We start from the raw sequence: 20,184 nt of genomic DNA, 5'->3' as shown, positions 1-20,184 counted from the left end.
CAGGACTAGCAACATGAAAGATATTACTATTGTTGGTGCTGGATTAATTGGTTCTTTATTAGCAATTTATCTAGCCAAAAGGGGTTATACAGTTGAAGTTTTTGAGCGAAACTGTGACCTGCGAGAGGTCACTCCCAAACGTGGCAGGTCTATTAATATAACCTTGTGTGATAGAGGGCTAAAAGCTCTTGATGGCGCTGGTGTTGGTGACATTGTTCGTAATATATCTGTGCCAGTATATGGCAGGTTGATTCATCAAGAAAATCAACAACTGGAATATCAGCCTTACGGCAATAATCAAGAAGCCTTATATTCAGTTTCACGTAATGAACTCAATCGGGTATTATTAGATTATGCCCAAAAGAACTTTCCAATCAATTTTCACTTTAATGAAGAATGTATAGGGCTTGATTTGTCATCAACAACAATCACCTTCAAAAATTCTGTAACGGGGAATATATTGCATCGCCAGGCTAATCGAATCATCGGAGCAGATGGTGCATATTCAGCAGTACGCCAAAGATTGCAACAAAGGTCTCGCTTTGACTACTCACAGCATTATGCAGCACACGCTAATAAGGAATTGCTAATTCCCGCATCTGCTCGAGGAGCATGGACACTCGAAAAAAACGTATTACATATTTGGCCTAGAGGTCAATATATGCTGATATCCTTTCCTAATATTGATGGGAGTATTACCTGTACTCTGCACCTACCTTTCGAGGGTGAATCTTCCTTTGACTCCATTAAAAATAAACAAGATTTGCAACATTTGTTTGCAACTATGTTTCCTGATGCCATGCAAGAAATGCCAGAACTTGTGCAAGATTATTTTAGCAATCCTGTTATTCCAATGGTAACTGTCTGCTGCTCACATTGGACATTTCAAGATAAAATTGCATTAATTGGTGATGCTGCTCATGCGATGTGGCCTTCATACGGACAAGGTGCAAATTCAGGTTTTGAAGATTGCGCTATCTTCGACCAATGTGTAGGAAAATATAGGGATAATTGGATAGAAACTTTTCGTGCATACGAACAGCAACGCCGACCCAATGCAGATGCGATGGGAATGTTATCCGAACAACATTTCATTGAAATTCGGGATTTAGTGGGAAATCATGAATTTCAACTGCAAAAGAAATTAGAAAGGAAAATTAATCGCTTATATCCTACAAGATATATCCCATTGTATTCATTGATTGCCTTTACTCACATTCCTTATGTGGAAGCTTTAGAAATCGAAAAGCAACAAAAGCAAATTGTTGATGAATTACTAAAAATTAAGGTAATTGAACAAATAATTGACAACCCAGAGATAGAAAGCATTATTCATAAATTGATGTGCTCTAGGGATGTTGAATTACAAAAAGTATCTGCCAATTTACTTGAATTTACTAGATAAAGCCTTTCACATCATAGCCAAAAATTTCCTTTGAGGAAATATAGCCAAACAAAATTCAACTAACCTTAAATACGGATAAAAATAGATGTTACAAATTCAAAAGCAAACAGTCTCTGAACAAGAATCAACTCCTGTCGCACTGCGTCAGTTAATAACTGGATATTTTGCTTCGCAATCGATTTATGTTGCAGCCAAGCTAGGCATTGCTGACTTGCTTAAAGACGGTGCGAAAAACTGTGATCAACTAGCGCAGTCTACTGGAGCGCACCCCCGTTCTCTTTATCGGTTGATGCGCGTCCTCGTCAGTGTAGGGATATTCAATGAAATTGCCGACAACCAATTTACCTTGACGGCTATGGGAGAACTCCTGCGGTCAGATGCTCCAAGTTCATTACGCACAGCGGCAATATTGTTTGGTGAAGAGCCTTATCGCGCCTGTGCTGACCTTCATTACAGCGTCATGACAGGTAAAACAGCCTTTGACAATATGTATAAAATGGGACATTTTGAGTACCTTTCTCAAAACTCTGAAGCCGGCGAGACTTTCAACCAAGCTATGACTCAATTGACAACCCAAGTACATACCGCCGTTGTCCATGCCTACAACTTCTCTGATATCAATCGCATTGTGGATGTGGGTGGAGGACATGGCTTACTAATTGCGTCAATTTTGAAAGCTAATCCACACATGACAGGGATCTTGTTTGAGTTACCGTTCGCAATTGAGGGAGCGCAACGCCTTCTAGAGGCAGAAGGTATTGCAGAACGCTGCGAAGTTGTCACTGGTAATTTCTTTGAGTCAGAAGTGCCAAAAGGAGGAGATGCTTATCTTCTTAAGAGCGTAATTCACGACTGGGATGATGAACGCTCCCGTACAATCCTCAAAAATTGCCATCAGGCGATCGCTAAAAATGGCAAACTGCTACTAATCGAGCGTGTTTTACCAGATGGCAACAAACCCTCTGTTGCTAAGATTAATGACCTGGTAATGTTAGTAGTAGCAGGTGGCTGTGAGCGTACCGCACTAGAATATCAACAATTGTTCAATGCAAGTGGCTTCCAACTAATAAATATTATTCCAACTTATTCTGGATTTAGCGTCATTGAAGGACTGCCTGTTTAAAGTTTTGGCTTTAGGAAGTTGAAAATGCTTTATAGAGATGTAATTAATAATCCATTATTGGATAATTTACTGCTTTTTTAATACTAGCAGTTGCGTCTCTATAATTCCCCATCTAAAATTGAAACGCGGTATTACACAATGAACTTTGCTCCACTTGTTGAAACCCCTGAAGCAAGAAATATCTTCCAGAAACTTTTCCTTGAACTCTATAGTATTCAAGAACCAATTATCCAGCTAAACCATATTATGCATTGGGTTCGACGTTTTGGAATTGAGACTCCCAACCTTGATAACACTCCCACTCTCGTCTTAGAAGGATTTTTCTACAACACATCAACTCCTGTACCAACTGCATCAAAAATTACAGAATATCTGGAGATGGGATATCAAAAAGATGTACATCAATTTATAATTCCCACAGTTCGTAATAATGCTGATACAAAAGTTATAGAATCTCATGGATTTCAGAAAATTCCTTGGTTTATTGAAGCAACTTATGAGATTCATAATGGAGTAGATGAAGACCTGCGATCGCAATTAGGAGGTAAACGATTACGGGAAATTCTGCGGTTAGTCAGAATGGCAGAAAGAGACTATGAACTTGAGTTTTATACCATCAATGAAATTCTTGTAGATCCTTCCATACTTCAAACCACTGCTCATCTTCATGCTTGTAACGTTAACAAGTATAATCATGCTCTAAATTTTTATAGTTACTCTATTCTGAAACATATATCAGAATCACTGTTAGGAGAAAACTTACTAATCTGTATTCGTAAAGATAAGGAAACTCAACAGTCAATCCAAACCTCTATTTCATTTATCGATCAAAGTCGCTCCCAAATGTATCAATTGGTGCAGGGAATCGATCAAGAAAATATTAGAAAAGGTCACAATCTCTATCTTGTAGACACATATCATCTCTATAAATTTGCTGAAAATCTTGGCATTAGAGAAATTAATCTTGGCAGAGGAGGTCAACACGAAAAACTCAAAATAGGTGCAAATCGGTTTAGTTTACTGAATAACTGGGTAGCCAATGTTAAATTAGACATAAGTGAAGAAGTTAGCTTACTTATAAAACGTTCTATGGAAGTTTTAGGTTTAAAAGAACATGAAACAACTATTATTGGAAAATACCCTATTGGGTAAGATAATAAATTTTCTCAAATGCTACAGATAATTATTGCAAATATCCAAAAGGTGGTTTTGTTATGTCTCTGAAAAATATAATCGTGATCCATCGATGGCCCGATAATTTTGTTGACTACGATAACTTTATTGATTCCAATAAATATTTGGTACATTACATTGTCAATTCTTCAGGTAAAAGAGGAATTAATGCTGAATCTAATTTAGTTGGTAGTTTGTTTGAATTAGGTGATTTAACCCAGATTGATGCTCTGATAAAATGTACCGAAGAAATTATTGCAAAATTTGGCAAAATTGAAAAAATAATTGCCCCCTCAGAATCTGATTTAATCATAGCTGCTAATTTACGAACAAAGTTCACTGTACCTGGGATCCAAGAAAGCCAAGTGCAGTTTTTTAGAGATAAAGTAGCAATGAAAACAAAAGTCAAACAGGGAGGAGTTACAGTTCCTGAATTTATAGATTGTGAAGACGAAATCAAGACTTTAAAATTTGCTGAAAAAATTGGTTATCCGGTAATTTTAAAACCTAAAGATGGGTCTGGTAGCGAAGGAGTTAATTTACTTCATAATCAGGAGGGTTTAGCAATATTTTTAAAGAAAATTAATATTGCTAATTATGAATGTGAACAATTTATTCCTGGAACTATATTTCACGTAGATGGATTAGTCTCTCATCAGGAAATTATTTTTAGCAGTGTGTCCAAATACCTGAATACTTGTCTCGATTTTAACGATGGCAAAGCTTTGGGTTCTGTGATGATTGATGATGAATTATTGAGGAAAAAAATTGTTGAATTCACCCAGAAAGTACTAGCTACATTAGAGCTAAACAATAGTGCATTCCATTTAGAAATTATTTTAAAGGATGAGCTAGAACCTGTATTTTTAGAAATCGGCGCTCGTGTGGGAGGTGGTGGAATTCCTTTCTTGCATAAGGACATTTATGAAATTAATTTAGTTCAAGATTGGATGAAAATGGAGCTTGAAGACTTTTCTGGGTTACATCAAACGAATGAATCAATTATTGGTGGATTTTTAATGATGCCAGAACCCAGGGAGACTCCTTGTAAAGTTTTAAAATGTAAAGAGCTTAAAGGTACGATAACTACATTATATAAAGAAGTTTTACCAGAGGCGGGTGAAATTTTAGATGGTGAGGGAGGTTATAACCATATTAGCGGCACATTTTTTTATAAAAGTAATTGCTCCCAAGAAATAATAGCAGATATAAACAAAACAATTAATTATTTTGAAATCAAATATGAAAAGGTAGAAATTTAAATGCTGACAAATCAAAAGAAATCCCAATCGAATTTAGAACTTCAACAAACGAAGTTTAAATTGGTAGACAATATCGAAACCGAGAACCTCAAAAATGCCTTGCATCGAGACTCGTTTGTTCCTGGAAATATCACGAAAATTTACTACGACATATCAGCCTTTGACTTGAGGAGCGAAGCAGCATCCTACCTCATCAATCATGGGTTTTGCTCTCAACCCCTGCCTCTTGAAAGTCTGCACTTGCGGGTACCAATGGCAGAACAGTTACCAAGCAAAAATGGTATGAGTGCGCTTACCACCGAACTTGCTGATCTTCACCAGCCTTTCATTGCTGCTTATCACAAACTCGTGAAGTATATTGCTCAGGAAGTTTTGGGCTTCGACGTTGTGTTTGAGAGCAGTCCACCCCTGCGGTTTCATTTTCCAGTGCCGCTCCCTGATCGTTTCAAGTCCAGCAGAGGAAACCACCTGACCCATCATACCGATACCCTCTTCGGGGATTACTTCGAGCAGATCAACTGTTGGTTGCCGCTTACAGACTGCTATGGCAGCAGTGGCCTTCAGATGACGAGTTTTCTAGAGAGCATCTTAATTTTAGACAAGTTCGCCGAGACCTTGGGGTATGATTTTGCAGCTTTTCGTAATTCACGCCAGCAATTCTTCGATTTGTTCAATACGGACGAAGCTCTCCAGGATATATTGCTTCAAAACTGCACGGGTATTAATAGTAAATTTGGGGAAGTAATAATGTTTGACCCTCGTGTAATTCATGGCACAGCAGAGAACATTGAAGGAATTACTCGCGTGAGTATTGACTTCCGCTTACTTCCGCTCAACGCTTATAATGCCATTATAAAATCATTCCCAGCGGACTCTACCCTTCCCTATTTGACAATCGAAGGTGAACCTGCTGTGCGGGGTTGCTTTTATCACGAAAAGAGTGCCTTCGAGCTGTAATGTGTCATTCAATTTAAATTGTGTGGGATGTGTCCCTTTTAAAACATCTAGCAGGAGAAGCAACTGCATTTTGCTAGATAATTCTATTCATCTGATCTGAGGTTTTCATGTCGCCATTAATTCCAGAGTACCAAGCACCGTGGTACTCACGTTTATTCACTTCATGGGTTAAACCCCTACTTGATATTGGCAACAAACGAACTCTTGAAAAAGAAGAGCTTTTCCCTCTTAACCCACTAGAAGAGTCACATAAATGTGCACAGCAGCTTACTCAGGCTCTGCAACAAAATTCTCAGAAGCAGCACCCTATTCTATTATCTATTGTCCTAATTCATAAAAATATATTTATAAGTGCGATAATTCTCGGTATTCTGCACTCAATAGCAAGTGTAGTCACTCCATTTCTCTTTCGGTATCTATTGAACTTTTTAGAGCAGCCACAATCTAAAACTTATTATGGTTTACTACTGGCAGGAGGTATATTTATATCAAGTTTTCTGTCGTGGTTGGCAATCCACCACTGCTTCCTCACTGCTGGCAAATTGGGCTTTCGCATACGTGCTGGTTTGGTTGGTGCAGTATATCAAAAATCTTTACAACTTAAACCAGAATCACAACAAAACTTTCCAGTCGGGACAATTGTCAATTTGATGTCTAAAGACGTACAAAATGTTTATTTGGCAGCAGAGAGTTTTGTAATATTAATTATGGCTATAGTAGTGGTAATTGCTGCTATATCCCTGACTTACTTAATTTTGGGAATAGCTAGTTTTGCGGGAATTCTTACTTTGATAATTTCCCTTCCTGTTTCTAGCCAAATTGCCCGGCGAATGGAAGGCGCTGTTCAACGCAGCAATCGCTTTGCTGATAGACGTGTAGGATTAATCAACAATATTCTTAATGGGATTCGAGTTGTCAAATTTTATGCTTGGGAGAGAAATTTCAGCAGCAATATTTCTGCAATTCGAGAACAAGAAATCAAAGAACTCAAGCAATTTGCTTGGCAGGCAGCGCTTCTGAATCTCATCTTTTTGGCAACTCCCATAATGGTAACGATGGTGACATTTACTTGCCATGTCTTATTAGGTAAAGGCTTAAATGTCGCGGATGTTTTTTCTGGATTAGCTTGCTTTAATTTACTACAAAGACCCTTACTCCACATTCCTAATCTCGTGGTTAGCTTTGTAGAAGGACAAGTTTCTATCCGCAGGCTTGAAAGCTTTTTTAATTTACCCTCTTTTACAAAAATGCCTGCGAGTGAATTGCCAGTTGGTAGTGTGCAACTGTCTAATGCTTCTTGTTCTTGGCAGATAGAAGAAACAGCGACTTTGAAAGATATCAGTATTGACATTAAACCAGGTGAATTCGTGGCTGTAGTTGGTTCAGCCGGTTCTGGTAAAAGCTCTCTTTTATCTTGTTTGATGGGAGAACTAGAATTGTTGCAAGGACATCAAGAGGTTTCTGGACGCATTGCATACGTTTCACAGCAAGCCTGGATTTTAAATCAATCTGTGCGAGATAATATTCTTTTTGATGCTGATTTAAAAGAGCAGCAATACGAGTTAGTACTTCAGGCTTGTTGCTTGACAGAAGACCTTGAAACTTTTGCCTCTGGAGACAGTACAGAAATCGGAGAAAGAGGAATTAACCTTTCAGGAGGTCAGAAACAAAGAGTCAGCCTAGCACGAGCAGTATATAACGATGCAGATGTATTTTTACTTGATGACCCTTTTAGTGCTTTAGATAACATTGTTGGTAGACAAATTCTACAACAATGTCTGCTAGGGATATTGGGTAAAAAAACTAGAATTTTAGTTACTCATAACTTAGATTATGCAATGGCATCTGACCGAATTATCTTTCTAGAACAGGGCAGGATTACAGAAGTTGGAACGCCCCAAGAGTTGCAAGAAAGAGAGGGTAAATTTGCCCAAATGTTGAAGATGTATCAGTATAATGATGGCAAAAAAATTGGGGTAAATTCTAATTTAATCAATTTGGAGCTTAGTGGAGATGAAGATGAGACAAATACTCTTAAATGTAATCCACATCAGGCAAAATCAGCAACTAAAATAAATGCACTAGAGCAACAGCCGATGATAACGGCAAATTCTCGGATCATTCAAGAAGAAGAACGAGCTAGTGGTGCTGTCAAAGCAGAGTTGTATTTTTCCTATATTAGAATGTTGGGAACTAAAGCATCTCTGCTTTTTATAGTTGGATTATTCATCCTGCGTGAAATACTAAGTATCGGCTCAGATTTATGGTTGGCTTATTGGGCTGCTGACGGACAAAATCCTGGAGATTTATTTCTCATAGGATTTATATTGCTGGGAATTTTTGTGGGAATAATCACCTTTGTGCGAGCAATATATATGGCACTTAGGGGTGTGAATGCTGCTAATAAAATCCACAAACAGCTGCTTTCTGGAGTATTACATGCCCCACTTTCTTTTTTTGAAGCTACACCGAGCGGGCGAGTGTTAAATCGCTTTAGTAAAGACCAAAAGGTAATTGATCAGCAAGTCATTTTTAAATTTCTAGAAGGCATGAGTACGTTGTTTCTCTTGCTTTCCAGCCTTGTTGTGATTATTGGAGCAACTCCTCTAGCTCTAGTGGCGATTGTACCGCTAGTTTGGGGTTATTACAACATCCAAAAATATTTTAGGGCGTCTGCCCGCGATGTCAATCGCTTGGAAGCGATCGCCCATTCACCAATCTATGCTCATTTTTCAGAAACCCTGGTAGGAGCCTCTACGATCCGGGCTTTTGGTTGTGAACAACTGTTTATTCGAGAAATTTATCGAAAAATTGACCAAAGCCAACGGGCGCTTTTCACCCAACTTTGTCTTGAGCGATGGTTGAGTCTGCGACTAGATATCATGGGGGTGTTGCTTGTGGGTACCGCCGCCGTCTCGGCTGTTATGTCCCGCAATATTTTGGCCTCTGGGTTGGCTGGACTTTCCATTACTTATGCCATGAGCGTTACAGGAGCATTGGGAAGGGCAGTTCACGCCATTGCAGAACTGGAGATTAGTATGAATTCTATACAACGGACGCAGCACTATGCCAATCTACCTCCAGAGAAATGGCAGGGGCGGCAAACTATCAATGCAGATTGGCCACTTGCAGGAAAAATAGAAATTGCTGCTTTAGAAGTACGCTATCGCCCAGAACTAGAACCGGCTTTGAAAGGTATTTCCTGCGCGATCGCTCCTGGTGAAAAAATTGGAGTTGTAGGTCGAACAGGATCTGGTAAAAGCACTCTCCTGCTGAGTTTGTTTCGTATGGTGGAGCCAACCCAGGGACATATTTATATTGACGATGTAGATATTGCTAAGATACCGCTGCAAGAATTGCGATCGCGCCTTACCATCATTCCCCAGGAACCAGTTCTATTTCAGGGAACAATTCGTACTAATCTAGACCCGTTCCATGAATTCACAAATCAACAACTCTGGCAGTCTTTGCAACGCGCCCATCTCCAAGGCGTCATCAAACATCTATCAGCCGGACTGGATACAGACATCAAGGAAGGCGGAGCTAATCTTAGTATGGGTGAGCGACAGCTGCTTTGTTTAGCACGCGCCCTCCTAAAGAATACTCGTATTCTGCTATTAGATGAAGCGACTGCCAACGTGGATTATGAAACCGACAATCTCATTAAGCAGACCCTAAATGATGATTTTGCACACTGCACAGTTGTCACCATTGCCCATCGTATTCATACTGTGATTGATACAGATAGAATCATGGTAATGGAGCAAGGTAGAATTATGGAATTTGATTCTCCTAAGGTTCTATTAACAAAACCGGAAAGCATTCTACGAAAAATGGTGTCGCAATCAAGATAATCTCATTTGGGCATTGAGCCGAGATGGCGCTGGTTGTGTTGCAAAAAGAGGAATAGCAGATGATAAAGTCAGTAGACCGAAAACTTTTGTGAGCGCTAAAAAATAGTAGTGTATGATACCGTTTTTGGAGGAATGGAAAAAAGCTGCTCATCTACGATAAATGATAATATTTGCTTATTAATTAGCGGGACTTAAACATTTTTTAGCAATAAATAAGCCTCAAACCCTTGCAGGGTTAGGGAAATACACCAAATGCCTGAAAACGCCTGAAACCCAGATATATCAACAAACCAAGCAAAATGAGGTCAAAACCCTTTGGAATATACGTTTGAGGTCATTTTATCGGTGTTTTTTGCCTAAGTCCCATTAGCTCCAAAAATCAACCAAAATTACCCAGGTGGTAAACAAACTTTGCAGGCTACTCCATAGTTGCGGTCTACTGCTTGACATAAAAATTCAAGCATCTGTTTGAGGGTAAATAGCAGGACTTACGCAACTGTCACAAGTGAGGTCACGGCGTAGGCGTGCCGAACGCCAAATGACTAAGTGATAAACATGGGAATATCCGGACGTTTTAGTTGCTGAACTAAATAATTTGACAGCAAAGAGTGCTTAATTTGATAAATTGTTTGACCAGTTTTAGACGCTAAATCTTTGAGCCTCAGCCAGACTAAAATAGCACAGGCAATATGGTTTCTTTGAATACAACCTTTGCGGCATTGACATGATTCAATACCAGTCAATTGTTTTAATTCTCTATGAAACTCCTCAACCTTCCATCGTTTGCGCTAGCGTGCCGGAGGTACACCTTACATACTTGTTGTACAACATCCGTAGAAACTTGAGATAAATCGTTTGTAGCGATAAAATCCGTTCTGTCAGTAGAGACAGTTACCCTACTAGATAAATCCAAATATTAATAATCAAAAAAAGATAAAGTCATAAATAAAAACCAAATAATGGGATTTTTAGTCCCACTTTTGTTTCATCCTGACACAGGTAGCGAACACACTTGTTTTGCGTTAAAAGTTGTTTTAAAGTTAAGTAGGTCAACCAAAAAAAAACGTAAGATAGAGCAAGTAAAAAATTAAGTAAAGAATGATGCCTAGTGCGTTAAGAATAATACTAACTGCTGAAGAAGACCGTACACTTTTAGAACTCAGTTGTGCAGATCAAGTGCCACGTCGAACCAAATAAAGAGCGATCGCCTTGCGCCTCAATGCCTATGGATGGAATGTACCGTACTATCGCACAATATCTAGATTAGGCACAACAAACGGTAAGGCAAACAATAAAACGCTGGCAATTTCAGGGGTTAGGGGGATTGGGGGAAGCGCCAGGACGCGGAAAAAAGCGAAGCTGGCATGAAGTTGATTGGCAAGAGGATACAAAGCAATGAACATAGATCCGTAAGGGACAAATTCAAGGTGCTGCTAAAGGGGACATTTCAGATCAGGTAGAATTCGTGTCTCAAATTTTTGCAGTCGTTGCATAAGAAGTGATGATTGAGCTGGCTCGTCTATTCTCAAATTGTTTTTGCAACACAACCAAAAAAACTGGGATGCTCCCCACTTACTTTTTCTATGCTCAATACCGCTTAGAGCTTAATAGAACCGTATTGCCCCTACTATTTACACTCAACTTGGTGGTCAATTTTTTACTCCTGAGTAGTCTTTTTTCTAACTCTCAAAAAAATGGGCGAACCGGAAGTTAGAAATCCATCTTCGGAAAAACCAAGTAAAAATATTTACTAAGTCGGCAGAGAAAAAGTGAGACAATCAAAAAGCAAAAAAAAATGCTACCTGTCGCAACGATATAATTAGTGATGTGGCTCATGACACTCATCTGGAGAGAGAGTTCAATGATTGCTCTAGCCGGAGTCGCTATCCAAAGTAAAATTTATGAGAGTTCTAATTCTCTGGTATATCGAGGTATCAAAGTACAAGATGGTCGAGCGATCATCGTTAAAATGCTCAAGCAAGATTATCCCTCTCCCCAAGAGGTAACCCGCTACAGACAGGAATATGAAATTACTCGTTCCCTCAAAGAGCAAGGAGTTGTCAAGGCATACAGCCAGCAGGAATATCAACGCACACTCATTATTATTTTAGAAGACTTTGGCGGAGAGTCTCTAGAGCAATGGAGACACAAGCGCCCAGAGATTTTCTGCCCCATGCCCTTATCCAGTTTTCTACGTCTTGCCATCGACCTCACAGACATTTTGGGTAGAATCCATGCCGCCAATGTCATTCATAAGGATATCAACCCTGGAAACATCGTCCTCAATCCGGATACTGGCGTTGTTAAATTTATTGACTTCGGAATTGCCACCCAATTTAACCGCACGAATCCGACATTCAAGAGCCACTATGTTCTAGAAGGGACACTCGCCTACCTGTCTCCGGAGCAAACGGGGCGCATGAACCGTTTGCTCGATTACCGCACTGATTTTTACTCGCTCGGTATAACGTTATATGAACTTTTAACCGGACACCTGCCGTTTCCAACAACGGACATCCTTGAACTAGTCCATTGTCATATTGCTAAACGGCCACCTTCGCCTCATGAGGTGAATGCAATGATTCCTAAATCAGTTTCAGACATCATTGTGAAACTGATAGCGAAAAATGCGGAGGAGCGTTATCAAAGTGCTTGGGGAATCAAAGCAGATTTAGAAATCTGCGTTCAGCAACTAGCCCAAACTGGTCAAATTGGTAGTATTAAACTGGGTCTTCAAGACATTTGTGATCAGTTTCAAATCCCCCAAAAATTGTATGGAAGAGACGAGGAAGTTGCCATGTTGCTGGCAGCGTTCGCTCGCGTCGCTTCTTTGCAAAACAATTCAGAAACGACTTCTTCTGGGGACCAAACGGGCAACCCAACATTCAAAGTCGAAATGATGTTGGTCTCTGGTTATGCTGGAATTGGGAAATCAGCCTTAGTGCAGGAAATCTACAAACCAATCACCCAAAAGCGCGGCTATTTTATCTCTGGTAAATTCGATCAATTTCAGCGCAATATTCCCTACAGTGCGATCGCCCATGCCCTGCAAAAACTGGTGCAGCAACTGCTCGGTGAACCAGATGACCAAGTGCAACAGTGGCGATCGCGACTTCTAACAGCTTTGGGAACTAACGGACAAATTATTATTGACGTGATCCCGGAAGTTGAATTGATTGTTGGCAAACAACCGCCTGTACTAGAAGTTGGAGCAACCCAGGCTCAAAATCGTTTTCATCGAATCTTTGGGCAGTTTGTACGGGTGTTTTGTTCAAAGTCACATCCCCTTGTGATCTTCTTAGATGATTTGCAGTGGATAGACTCAGCCACGCTCAAGTTAATCGAGTTGATGCTGCTTGATGAGCAAACCCAATCCTTATTTATGATTGGAGCCTATCGAGATAATGAAGTGAATCCAACGCATCCATTAGCATTAACGCTAGAGAGACTGCAAAAACAAGGAGCAATGCTTCAGGAGATGATCCTGACACCTTTAACGCTTGAGCCATTAAGTCAGTTGATTGCCGAGACGCTACATCACAATCCTGACACCGTTCGTTCTTTAGCCCAGTTGGTGCTACGTAAAACTGAGGGTAATCCTTTCTTTGTCAACGAATTTTTGAGAATGCTATATAGCGAAAATTTATTGACTTTTGATGCAGTACACTATCGCTGGCAGTGGAATATTGCTCAGATTCAAGCCCAAAATATCACTGATAATGTTGTGGAGTTGATGCTCCTCAAGTTGAAGAAACTGCCAGATGTCACACAGCAAATTCTTCGTTTAGCTGCTTGTGTTGGGGCTGAATTTGATTTAAATACGTTATCGATTATTTGTGAACAATCTCCTAAAACAGTTTTCCTGGATTTATTGGCAGCTATACAAGGTGGATTAATTCAACCCTTATCTGAATTAGACGAGGACTTGTTAGTTCAAGAATATAAGTTCTTGCACGATCGCGTGCAGCAAGCAGCATACACCTTAATTGATGAGGCGCAAAAACAAGTTGTTCATTTACAAATTGGTCGCAATCTGCTAGAAAAAACTTTGCCGGAGCGAATATCAGAGCGGCTGTTTGAAATTGTAGATCATCTTAATCATGGGATTGAGCTTGTCAACGAGCAAGCAGAACGAAATGAAATTGCCAAATTGAATCTATTGGCAGGTCAGAAAGCGAAAGCAGCGATCGCCTATAGTGTGGCGAAAAAATATTTAGCTACAGCAAGAGTTTGGCTAGCAGCTTCTAGCTGGCAAACCAACTATGACCTGACTTTAAATTTATATACAGAAACAACAGAAATCGCCTATTTATGTGGCGATTTTGAAGATGTAGAACACTGGTTGTCGATTGTACTACAAAAAGCTAAGACAGTTCTCGATACCGTAAAAGTTTACGAAGTCAAAATTCAAACCTATGTCGCGCAGGAGCAGTTGTCAAAAGCGATAAATACTGGATTGCAAGTTTTGCCGCAACTGGGGTTCGCTATTCCTAAAACGCCTAGCCAGTCAGATATTCAGCTTGAACTCGACGCAATCGCATCACTCTTCAACGAGAGGTCAAGTGAAGAGCGGGTTCATTCACCGAAAATAGCCGAGCCAAACCAGTTAGCGGCGATGCGAATCCTATCCAGAATAACGCTTGCTGCTCATCTTGCCGCCCCTGATATAATGCCACTATTTGTTTCTAAACAGGTTAGCCTGTCAATCCAATATAGCAATGTGCCAGTGTCTCCCTTTGTGTACGCTCTGTATGGATTCATTCTTTGTCGGACGGTGGGAGACATTGAGTCTGGCTACAAGTTTGGGCAGTTGGCTCTCAAACAGTTGTCACAGCCAAATACTCAGCCACTCAAAGCTAAGACATTACTGAGCGTCAACATATTCATCGCTCACTGGAAAAAGCATTCCAGAGAAACATTGCAGCCATTCATAGAAGGCTATCACAGTGGTTTGGAAACTGGAGATTTAGAGTTTGCTGCCTACTGTGCTGAAGTTTACTGCTTACTGTGCCTCTGGGTGGGCAAGGAACTCGTAGAACTCGAACGTGAGATGAGCATGTACGGTGAAGCCATCCGTCAATTGAAACAGGAAGCAGCACTTACTTGGACTCAGATGCATCATCAGGTTGTCTTAAACTTGATGGGACGCTCAGCCAATCCTATCCGTCTAAACGGTGAAGCTTACAATCAAGAGAATAGATTGCGGCACCATGAAACAGAAGATAATGGTACCTCAATCTTTTTCGTATATTGCTACCAGCTTTTTCTTTGCTATTTATTTTCTGAGTATTCCCAGGCAGTTGAAAACTCCAGTTTAGTGGTACCGTATGTGCGCTACGTGGAATCCACACCTCCTGTTTCTGTGTATTATTTTTATAGCTCTCTGGCACAACTGGCAGCCTATTGTGGAAGCAGCGATCAAGCGCAGGAAAAAATCCTGGAAGCAGTTGCAGTTAACCAGAATAAGCTCCAGGTATGGGCAGATCGTGCGCCTATGAATTATTTGCATAAATACCAGTTGGTGCAAGCAGAGACGGCGCGAGTTCTAGGTCAGTTGTTTGAGGCAGAAGAATTCTACGAACAAGCAATTCAAGGTGCTAGAGAAAATTGCTATCTCCAAGAAGAGGCGTTAGCTTATGAATTGGCTGCAAAATCTTATTTGGCACGAGGTCGAGGAAAAATTGCCCAAACCTACATCAAAGAAGCTCATTACTGTTATGAACGTTGGGGAGCAACTGCAAAGGTCAGAGATTTAGAAACCCGATATCCGCAGTTTTTTTCCCAGTCGTCAAACAAAGCTTCTCAGACAATTCCCAAGATTTCTAAAACGACTTCTAACAACTCGCCCATTGCTTTTGATTTAACGGCAGTACTAAAAGCATCACAAGCTATTTCGAGTGAAATTGAACTAGATCGATTGCTCAGTTCTTTAATGAAAATCTTAATTGAGAATGCTGGTGCACAAACTGGATTTCTAATTTTGGAAAACTCAGGAAAATGGTTGATCGAGGCTTCTTGTGAACTAAATGATGGTGAGAATGTCTGTGCTACGCGAGTACTGCAATCGATTTTAATAGAAAATTATCTTCCGGAATCGATTATTAATTATGTGATTCGGACTCATGAATCTGTGATCTTAAATGATGCCATTCGTGAAGGAAATTTTGTTAATGAACCATACATTCAGCATAACCAAACGAAATCAATCTTCTGTTTGCCACTGCTGAATCAAGGTAAGCTCGTAGGCGTGTTGTATCTAGAAAATCAATTAGCGGCTGGAGCATTTACACCGGAGCGATCGCAAGTTTTAAATTTGTTATCAACTCAAGCAGCCATTGCCATCGAAAATGCCAGACTCTACTCAAAACTGCGCGCCAGCGAAAGTCAAATGGCTCAGTTTCTAGAAGCGGTTCCGGTAGGAATTGGAGTTGTGGATACGCTGGGTCGCCCTTGCTACGCCAATCAACAAGCAATTCAGCTCTTGGGCAAAGGGATTGTGCCTTCTGCAACATCGGATCAACTTGCAGAGGTTTATCAACTTTATCTGGCAGGAGGGGAGCAACCATATCCAATTGAAAACCTGCCAGTGATGCGGGCATTGAGCGGTGAACGTACTAGAATTGACGATTTAGAAATTCACCAAAACAATGCAATCATTCCAGTTGAAGGGTGGGGAACTCCAATTTTTGATGAACAGGGCAAGGTGGCTTATGCGATCTCAGCTTTTCAAGACATCACAGAGCGCAAACAAGCCGAGCAACTGCTAGCGGATTACAACCGCACCTTAGAGCAACAGGTAGCTCAACGAACTGCGGCTTTACAAGCAAGCGAAGCTGCATTGCGTGATGTCTACGACCAGCTTCGCTTACGAGAGCAAGAATTACGACTGATCACCAATGCTCTACCCGTTTGTATCTGTTATGTGGATGCCAATCAGCGTTATCAATTTGTCAACCGCACCTATGAGGTCTGGTTTAACTGTAGTCGAGATGAGATTCTGGGCAAATCTGTCCGTGAACTTTTGGGTGAGGCGGCTTATCAGGTTGCACAACCGTACATCAATCGAACACTGGCAGGGCAGATGACAACCTATGAGGCAGAAATTCCTTACCCGTTTGGCAAAAAGTATATCAGTGCTACCTTCATCCCCAATTGCGATCACGAAGTGGGCGCTCTAGGCCATCGCAATGCTCAAGTCAAAGGATTCTATGGTCTGATCACAGACATTAGCGAACAGCAAAACGCTGCACTGCGTGAACGCAAACTTGCCGAAGAAACCTCAATTACAGAAGAACGCAACCGCATGGCGCGGGAAATCCATGATACACTAGCCCAAGCTTTTACTAGCATCATCATTCACTTAGAAGCTGCCTCTTTGAAAATCACAACTGATTTAGAGGCAACACAAGCCCTACTCAAAACGGGACGCGATTTAGCTCGTTCTGGACTTACTGAAGCGCGTCGATCAGTAGAATCGCTGCGTCCACAAGCACTAGAGAATCGTGATCTTTATAGCGCCCTGCAGCAACTAGCTGAGCAGATGTTCTCATACACGGAAACACAAGTGAGCTGCAACCGTGTGGGCAGTGCTTATCGCCTAGAATCCGTCGTAGAAAATAACCTGCTTCGCATTGGACAGGAAGCACTTAACAATGCGTTTAAATATGCCAAAGCCAGAGAAGTTCGAGTGGAATTGGTCTATCAGCCATTGCACTTCATCCTCCGGATCAAAGATAACGGTCAAGGATTTATCATGAACAATGACACAATCGGCGGGTTTGGTTTACTTGGAATGACTGAACGAGCGGAGCGCATCGGCGCACAACTCACTATTGGGAGCGCACCAGGACGAGGAACAGAAATTGTCGTATCTGTCAATCCCAGGGAGGCATTATGAGCCAATTTCCTCTCATTCACGTTCTGATTGCAGACGATCATATGATGGTAGCACAGGGGTTAACCATTTTGCTTGAATCTCAACCAGATATCAAGGTGATTGGACGAGCAAGCAACGGGCGTGAAGCGATCGCACTTTTCCGTCAACATCAACCTGACATTGTGTTAATGGATTTACGAATGCCTGAAATCGGAGGAGTTGAGGCAACGATTACGATTCGTGCTGAATTTAAACAAGCTCGAATCATCGTACTGACTACTTACGACGGAGACGAAGACATCTATCGCGGACTGCACGCTGGAGCAAAAGGATATGTCCTCAAGGATGCTGGGGCTGAGGAACTCTTGAGCGCCATTCGTGCGGTTCATGCGGGTCAACAGTACATTCCACCCGCAGTAGGTGCGAAACTGGCTGAGCGTATGGGCATTTCTGAACTGAGCAATCGCGAGTTAGAAGTGCTGAACCTCATGGCACGCGGTAAGAATAATCAAGAGATTAGTACTGAACTATCGATTAGTGAAAGTACCGTCAAGTTTCACACCAAAAATATTATGAGTAAGTTGGGAGCCAGTGATCGGGCACAAGCGATCATTACTGCTTTAAAGCGAGGTGTGATCGCTATTTGATAGCTAGGCTATGAGCAAACATCTATTTTAAGATAGGAATGACCTGTCTGTGAGACAGGTTATGACTGCTCAGTTTGTATAGATAAAAAACTCTGTTTGAGCAGGGCGACAATTACAGGGGATTTCCATACACTAAATTTACGTGCAGTAGCAGAGATTTAGCAAATCCATACTACAGCAAGACTTTTTCTAACCCGCTCGCATGGAGCAGCCAAGTTACCAGGATCGATCGCTACTTACGATCAATCCCCACGATCACCTGCAAGGCACGATAGATGCACCTGTCATCCTGATTGAGTATGGCGACTACCAATGTCCTTATTGTGCAGAGATTCACAAGATGATTAAAACCATTCAACAACGACTCGATCATCAACTCTGCTTTGTGTTTCGTCACTTTCCCCAAAAGCAACTTCATTTCCAAGCACAAAAAGCAGCTGAGGCAGCCGAGGCAGCAGCAGCACAGGGTAAGTTTTGGCAAATGCACAACATTCTCTTTGAGCGTCAGAAATTCTTGAGTGATAGCAATTTATTGGAGTACGCCAACGAATTAGGGCTGGATTTATATCAGTTTCTAAGAGCGATCGCCTCACATCAGTGTGCTGACCGAGTGGCTCAAGATATTCAAGATGGCAAGCAATGTGGTGTAACCCGTACACCGACACTTTTTATCAATCAAAATCGTTACGACGATGCTTGGGAAGTTGAGCGCCTGATAATAGCTATTTTGAGCCGAAGTGAGCAGTAAATGACGGATGACGTGTTGGTTAGTCCTAGTAAAACTGCCAAACAGCAAACGAAGCAAGAGCTTATCTTCTCCCGCCAATTAGTCAGATTTTTTCTTTAGCAAATCAAACGCAATCAGACGATCGCTTATTAGTGGCTGCATTCATTAATCAGAGGAGGTCTTATGAGTTCGTGACTATCATCGTTCGCATTGCTCGCCTCAATGTTGCGAGCAGGACTGTGAACTAACAGTCAACCAACGGTTAGGGTTTCTAAAAGCCTACCTGTAACTCTCGGTTCCTTAATCTCGAAATACTCACCCTATCTTGCACTATAAGGAGAAAGAGCCATGAGCCAATCTATATCCACTGCTGTTCAAGAAGCTGTAACTGATACCATTCTGGATACTGCTGCCCAAGAAACGGCAACTGACACTATCGTGAACATTGACCTCGACGTTCAAGCCCAAAAGGGTCCAGACCTACGAAAAGACCATCCTAAAAGTCATGGCTTGGTTTGGGGAGAGTTCAAAGTTGAGGAAAATATTCCGGAATCGTTGAAGGTGGGTATCTTTGCCCAGTCCAAAACCTACCCACTTTGGATGAGGCTCTCCAATGCTTCCCCCGCCCAAAAGCGCGGTAAACTCGCGTCAGACCTCGATCCCGATGTTCGGGCACTTGCGATCAAACTCTTACAGGTAGAGGGTGAAAAAGTGCTGGATGATGAACAAGAAACCCAAGACTTTTTGATGATTAATCATCCGGTCTTCTTTGTCCGCGATGCCCAAGGATTTGCCAACCTGACCAAAGCAAGCGTCGGTCAGGCAAATGAACAAGAACTGCGATCGCTACAACCCACTTTTGAAGTCCTCAAAGCGGTTACGAGCAAACAAGTTGCAAATCCGCTACTGATCCAATATTGGAGTACAACTCCCTATAAACTTGGCTCTGTGTCCATCAAGTTTTCTGTAAAACCTCATCAGCAAGATACTCCCGGTTCGCCTTCCACTTGCGAGACTTACTTGCGCGAGGCAGTTGTCGAATACCTCACAGAAAAGGGCAAAGATGCGAATGGCACTAAGAAAAGCTCTAAGCCATGCAGGATAAGTGGTACAGATTTTAAAGCTATTGAACAGTGAAGGTCTTGGTATGGGACAGGCGA

11 protein-coding genes and 1 pseudogene are annotated in these 20,184 nt (G+C 41.3%); 10 read left to right on the top strand and 2 right to left on the bottom strand.

Translation table 11 applies throughout. The features are described 5' to 3' along the window. Window positions 1-13: 13 nt before the first annotated feature. The 6 genes from V7K89_RS05760 to V7K89_RS05735 all read left to right on the top strand — a co-directional run bounded on the left by V7K89_RS05760 (window position 14) and on the right by V7K89_RS05735 (window position 9,774). Window positions 14-1,405 carry an FAD-dependent oxidoreductase gene (locus V7K89_RS05760; RefSeq protein ID WP_335185175.1) on the top strand — a complete coding sequence of 464 codons (1,392 nt, stop codon included), beginning with the start codon at window positions 14-16 and terminating at the stop codon, window positions 1,403-1,405. 85 nt (window positions 1,406-1,490) lie between these two features. Next, window positions 1,491-2,528 (top strand): methyltransferase, encoded by a 1,038-nt coding sequence (locus V7K89_RS05755; RefSeq protein WP_335185173.1) that lies wholly within the window; start codon window positions 1,491-1,493, stop codon window positions 2,526-2,528. Window positions 2,529-2,666: 138 nt separating this feature from the next. Further along, entirely contained in the window at window positions 2,667-3,680 is a 1,014-nt protein-coding gene (locus V7K89_RS05750) for a hypothetical protein (RefSeq protein ID WP_335185171.1), read from the top strand. 62 nt (window positions 3,681-3,742) lie between these two features. Beyond that, complete coding sequence (locus V7K89_RS05745; protein WP_335185169.1) at window positions 3,743-4,963, top strand: ATP-grasp domain-containing protein; 1,221 nt, start codon at window positions 3,743-3,745, stop codon at window positions 4,961-4,963. After that, on the top strand, window positions 4,964-5,920 hold the full coding sequence (locus V7K89_RS05740) for a hypothetical protein (protein WP_335185167.1): 957 nt from the start codon (window positions 4,964-4,966) through the stop codon (window positions 5,918-5,920). Between the two features lie 107 nt (window positions 5,921-6,027). After that, a complete protein-coding gene (locus tag V7K89_RS05735) occupies window positions 6,028-9,774 on the top strand; it encodes an ABC transporter transmembrane domain-containing protein (RefSeq protein WP_335185165.1) in 3,747 nt (1,248 codons plus the stop codon). Window positions 9,775-10,316: 542 nt separating this feature from the next. Here V7K89_RS05735 and V7K89_RS05730 read toward each other — a convergent pair. Then, a pseudogene (locus V7K89_RS05730) lies at window positions 10,317-10,672 on the bottom strand (IS701 family transposase); the annotation flags it as partial. Between the two features lie 346 nt (window positions 10,673-11,018). Then, window positions 11,019-11,177, bottom strand: coding sequence for a hypothetical protein (locus tag V7K89_RS05725; RefSeq protein WP_335185163.1), 159 nt, complete (start codon window positions 11,175-11,177; stop codon window positions 11,019-11,021). A gap of 458 nt (window positions 11,178-11,635) precedes the next feature. Here V7K89_RS05725 and V7K89_RS05720 point away from each other — a divergent pair, with 458 nt between their 5' ends. From V7K89_RS05720 to V7K89_RS05705, 4 genes are all read left to right on the top strand, one after another. Beyond that, window positions 11,636-17,671 (top strand): AAA family ATPase, encoded by a 6,036-nt coding sequence (locus V7K89_RS05720; protein ID WP_335185161.1) that lies wholly within the window; start codon window positions 11,636-11,638, stop codon window positions 17,669-17,671. Next, the gene (locus V7K89_RS05715) at window positions 17,668-18,297 is read left to right on the top strand and encodes a response regulator transcription factor (RefSeq protein WP_335185159.1); all 630 of its coding nucleotides are present in this window, start codon (window positions 17,668-17,670) and stop codon (window positions 18,295-18,297) included. The genes V7K89_RS05720 and V7K89_RS05715 overlap by 4 nt, the downstream gene beginning before the upstream one ends. Before the next feature lie 202 nt (window positions 18,298-18,499). Further along, the gene (locus V7K89_RS05710) at window positions 18,500-19,045 is read left to right on the top strand and encodes a DsbA family protein (RefSeq protein ID WP_335185157.1); all 546 of its coding nucleotides are present in this window, start codon (window positions 18,500-18,502) and stop codon (window positions 19,043-19,045) included. A 327-nt stretch (window positions 19,046-19,372) separates the two neighbouring features. Further along, a complete protein-coding gene (locus V7K89_RS05705) occupies window positions 19,373-20,161 on the top strand; it encodes a catalase (protein ID WP_335185155.1) in 789 nt (262 codons plus the stop codon). Window positions 20,162-20,184 lie beyond the last annotated feature (23 nt).

Origin of the sequence: Nostoc sp. (assembly GCF_036917515.1) — a bacterium.
Lineage (GTDB): Bacteria > Cyanobacteriota > Cyanobacteriia > Cyanobacteriales > Nostocaceae > Nostoc.
Note: the sequence above shows the minus strand (reverse complement) of the source record. Positions and strands in the feature narration are given on the sequence as shown.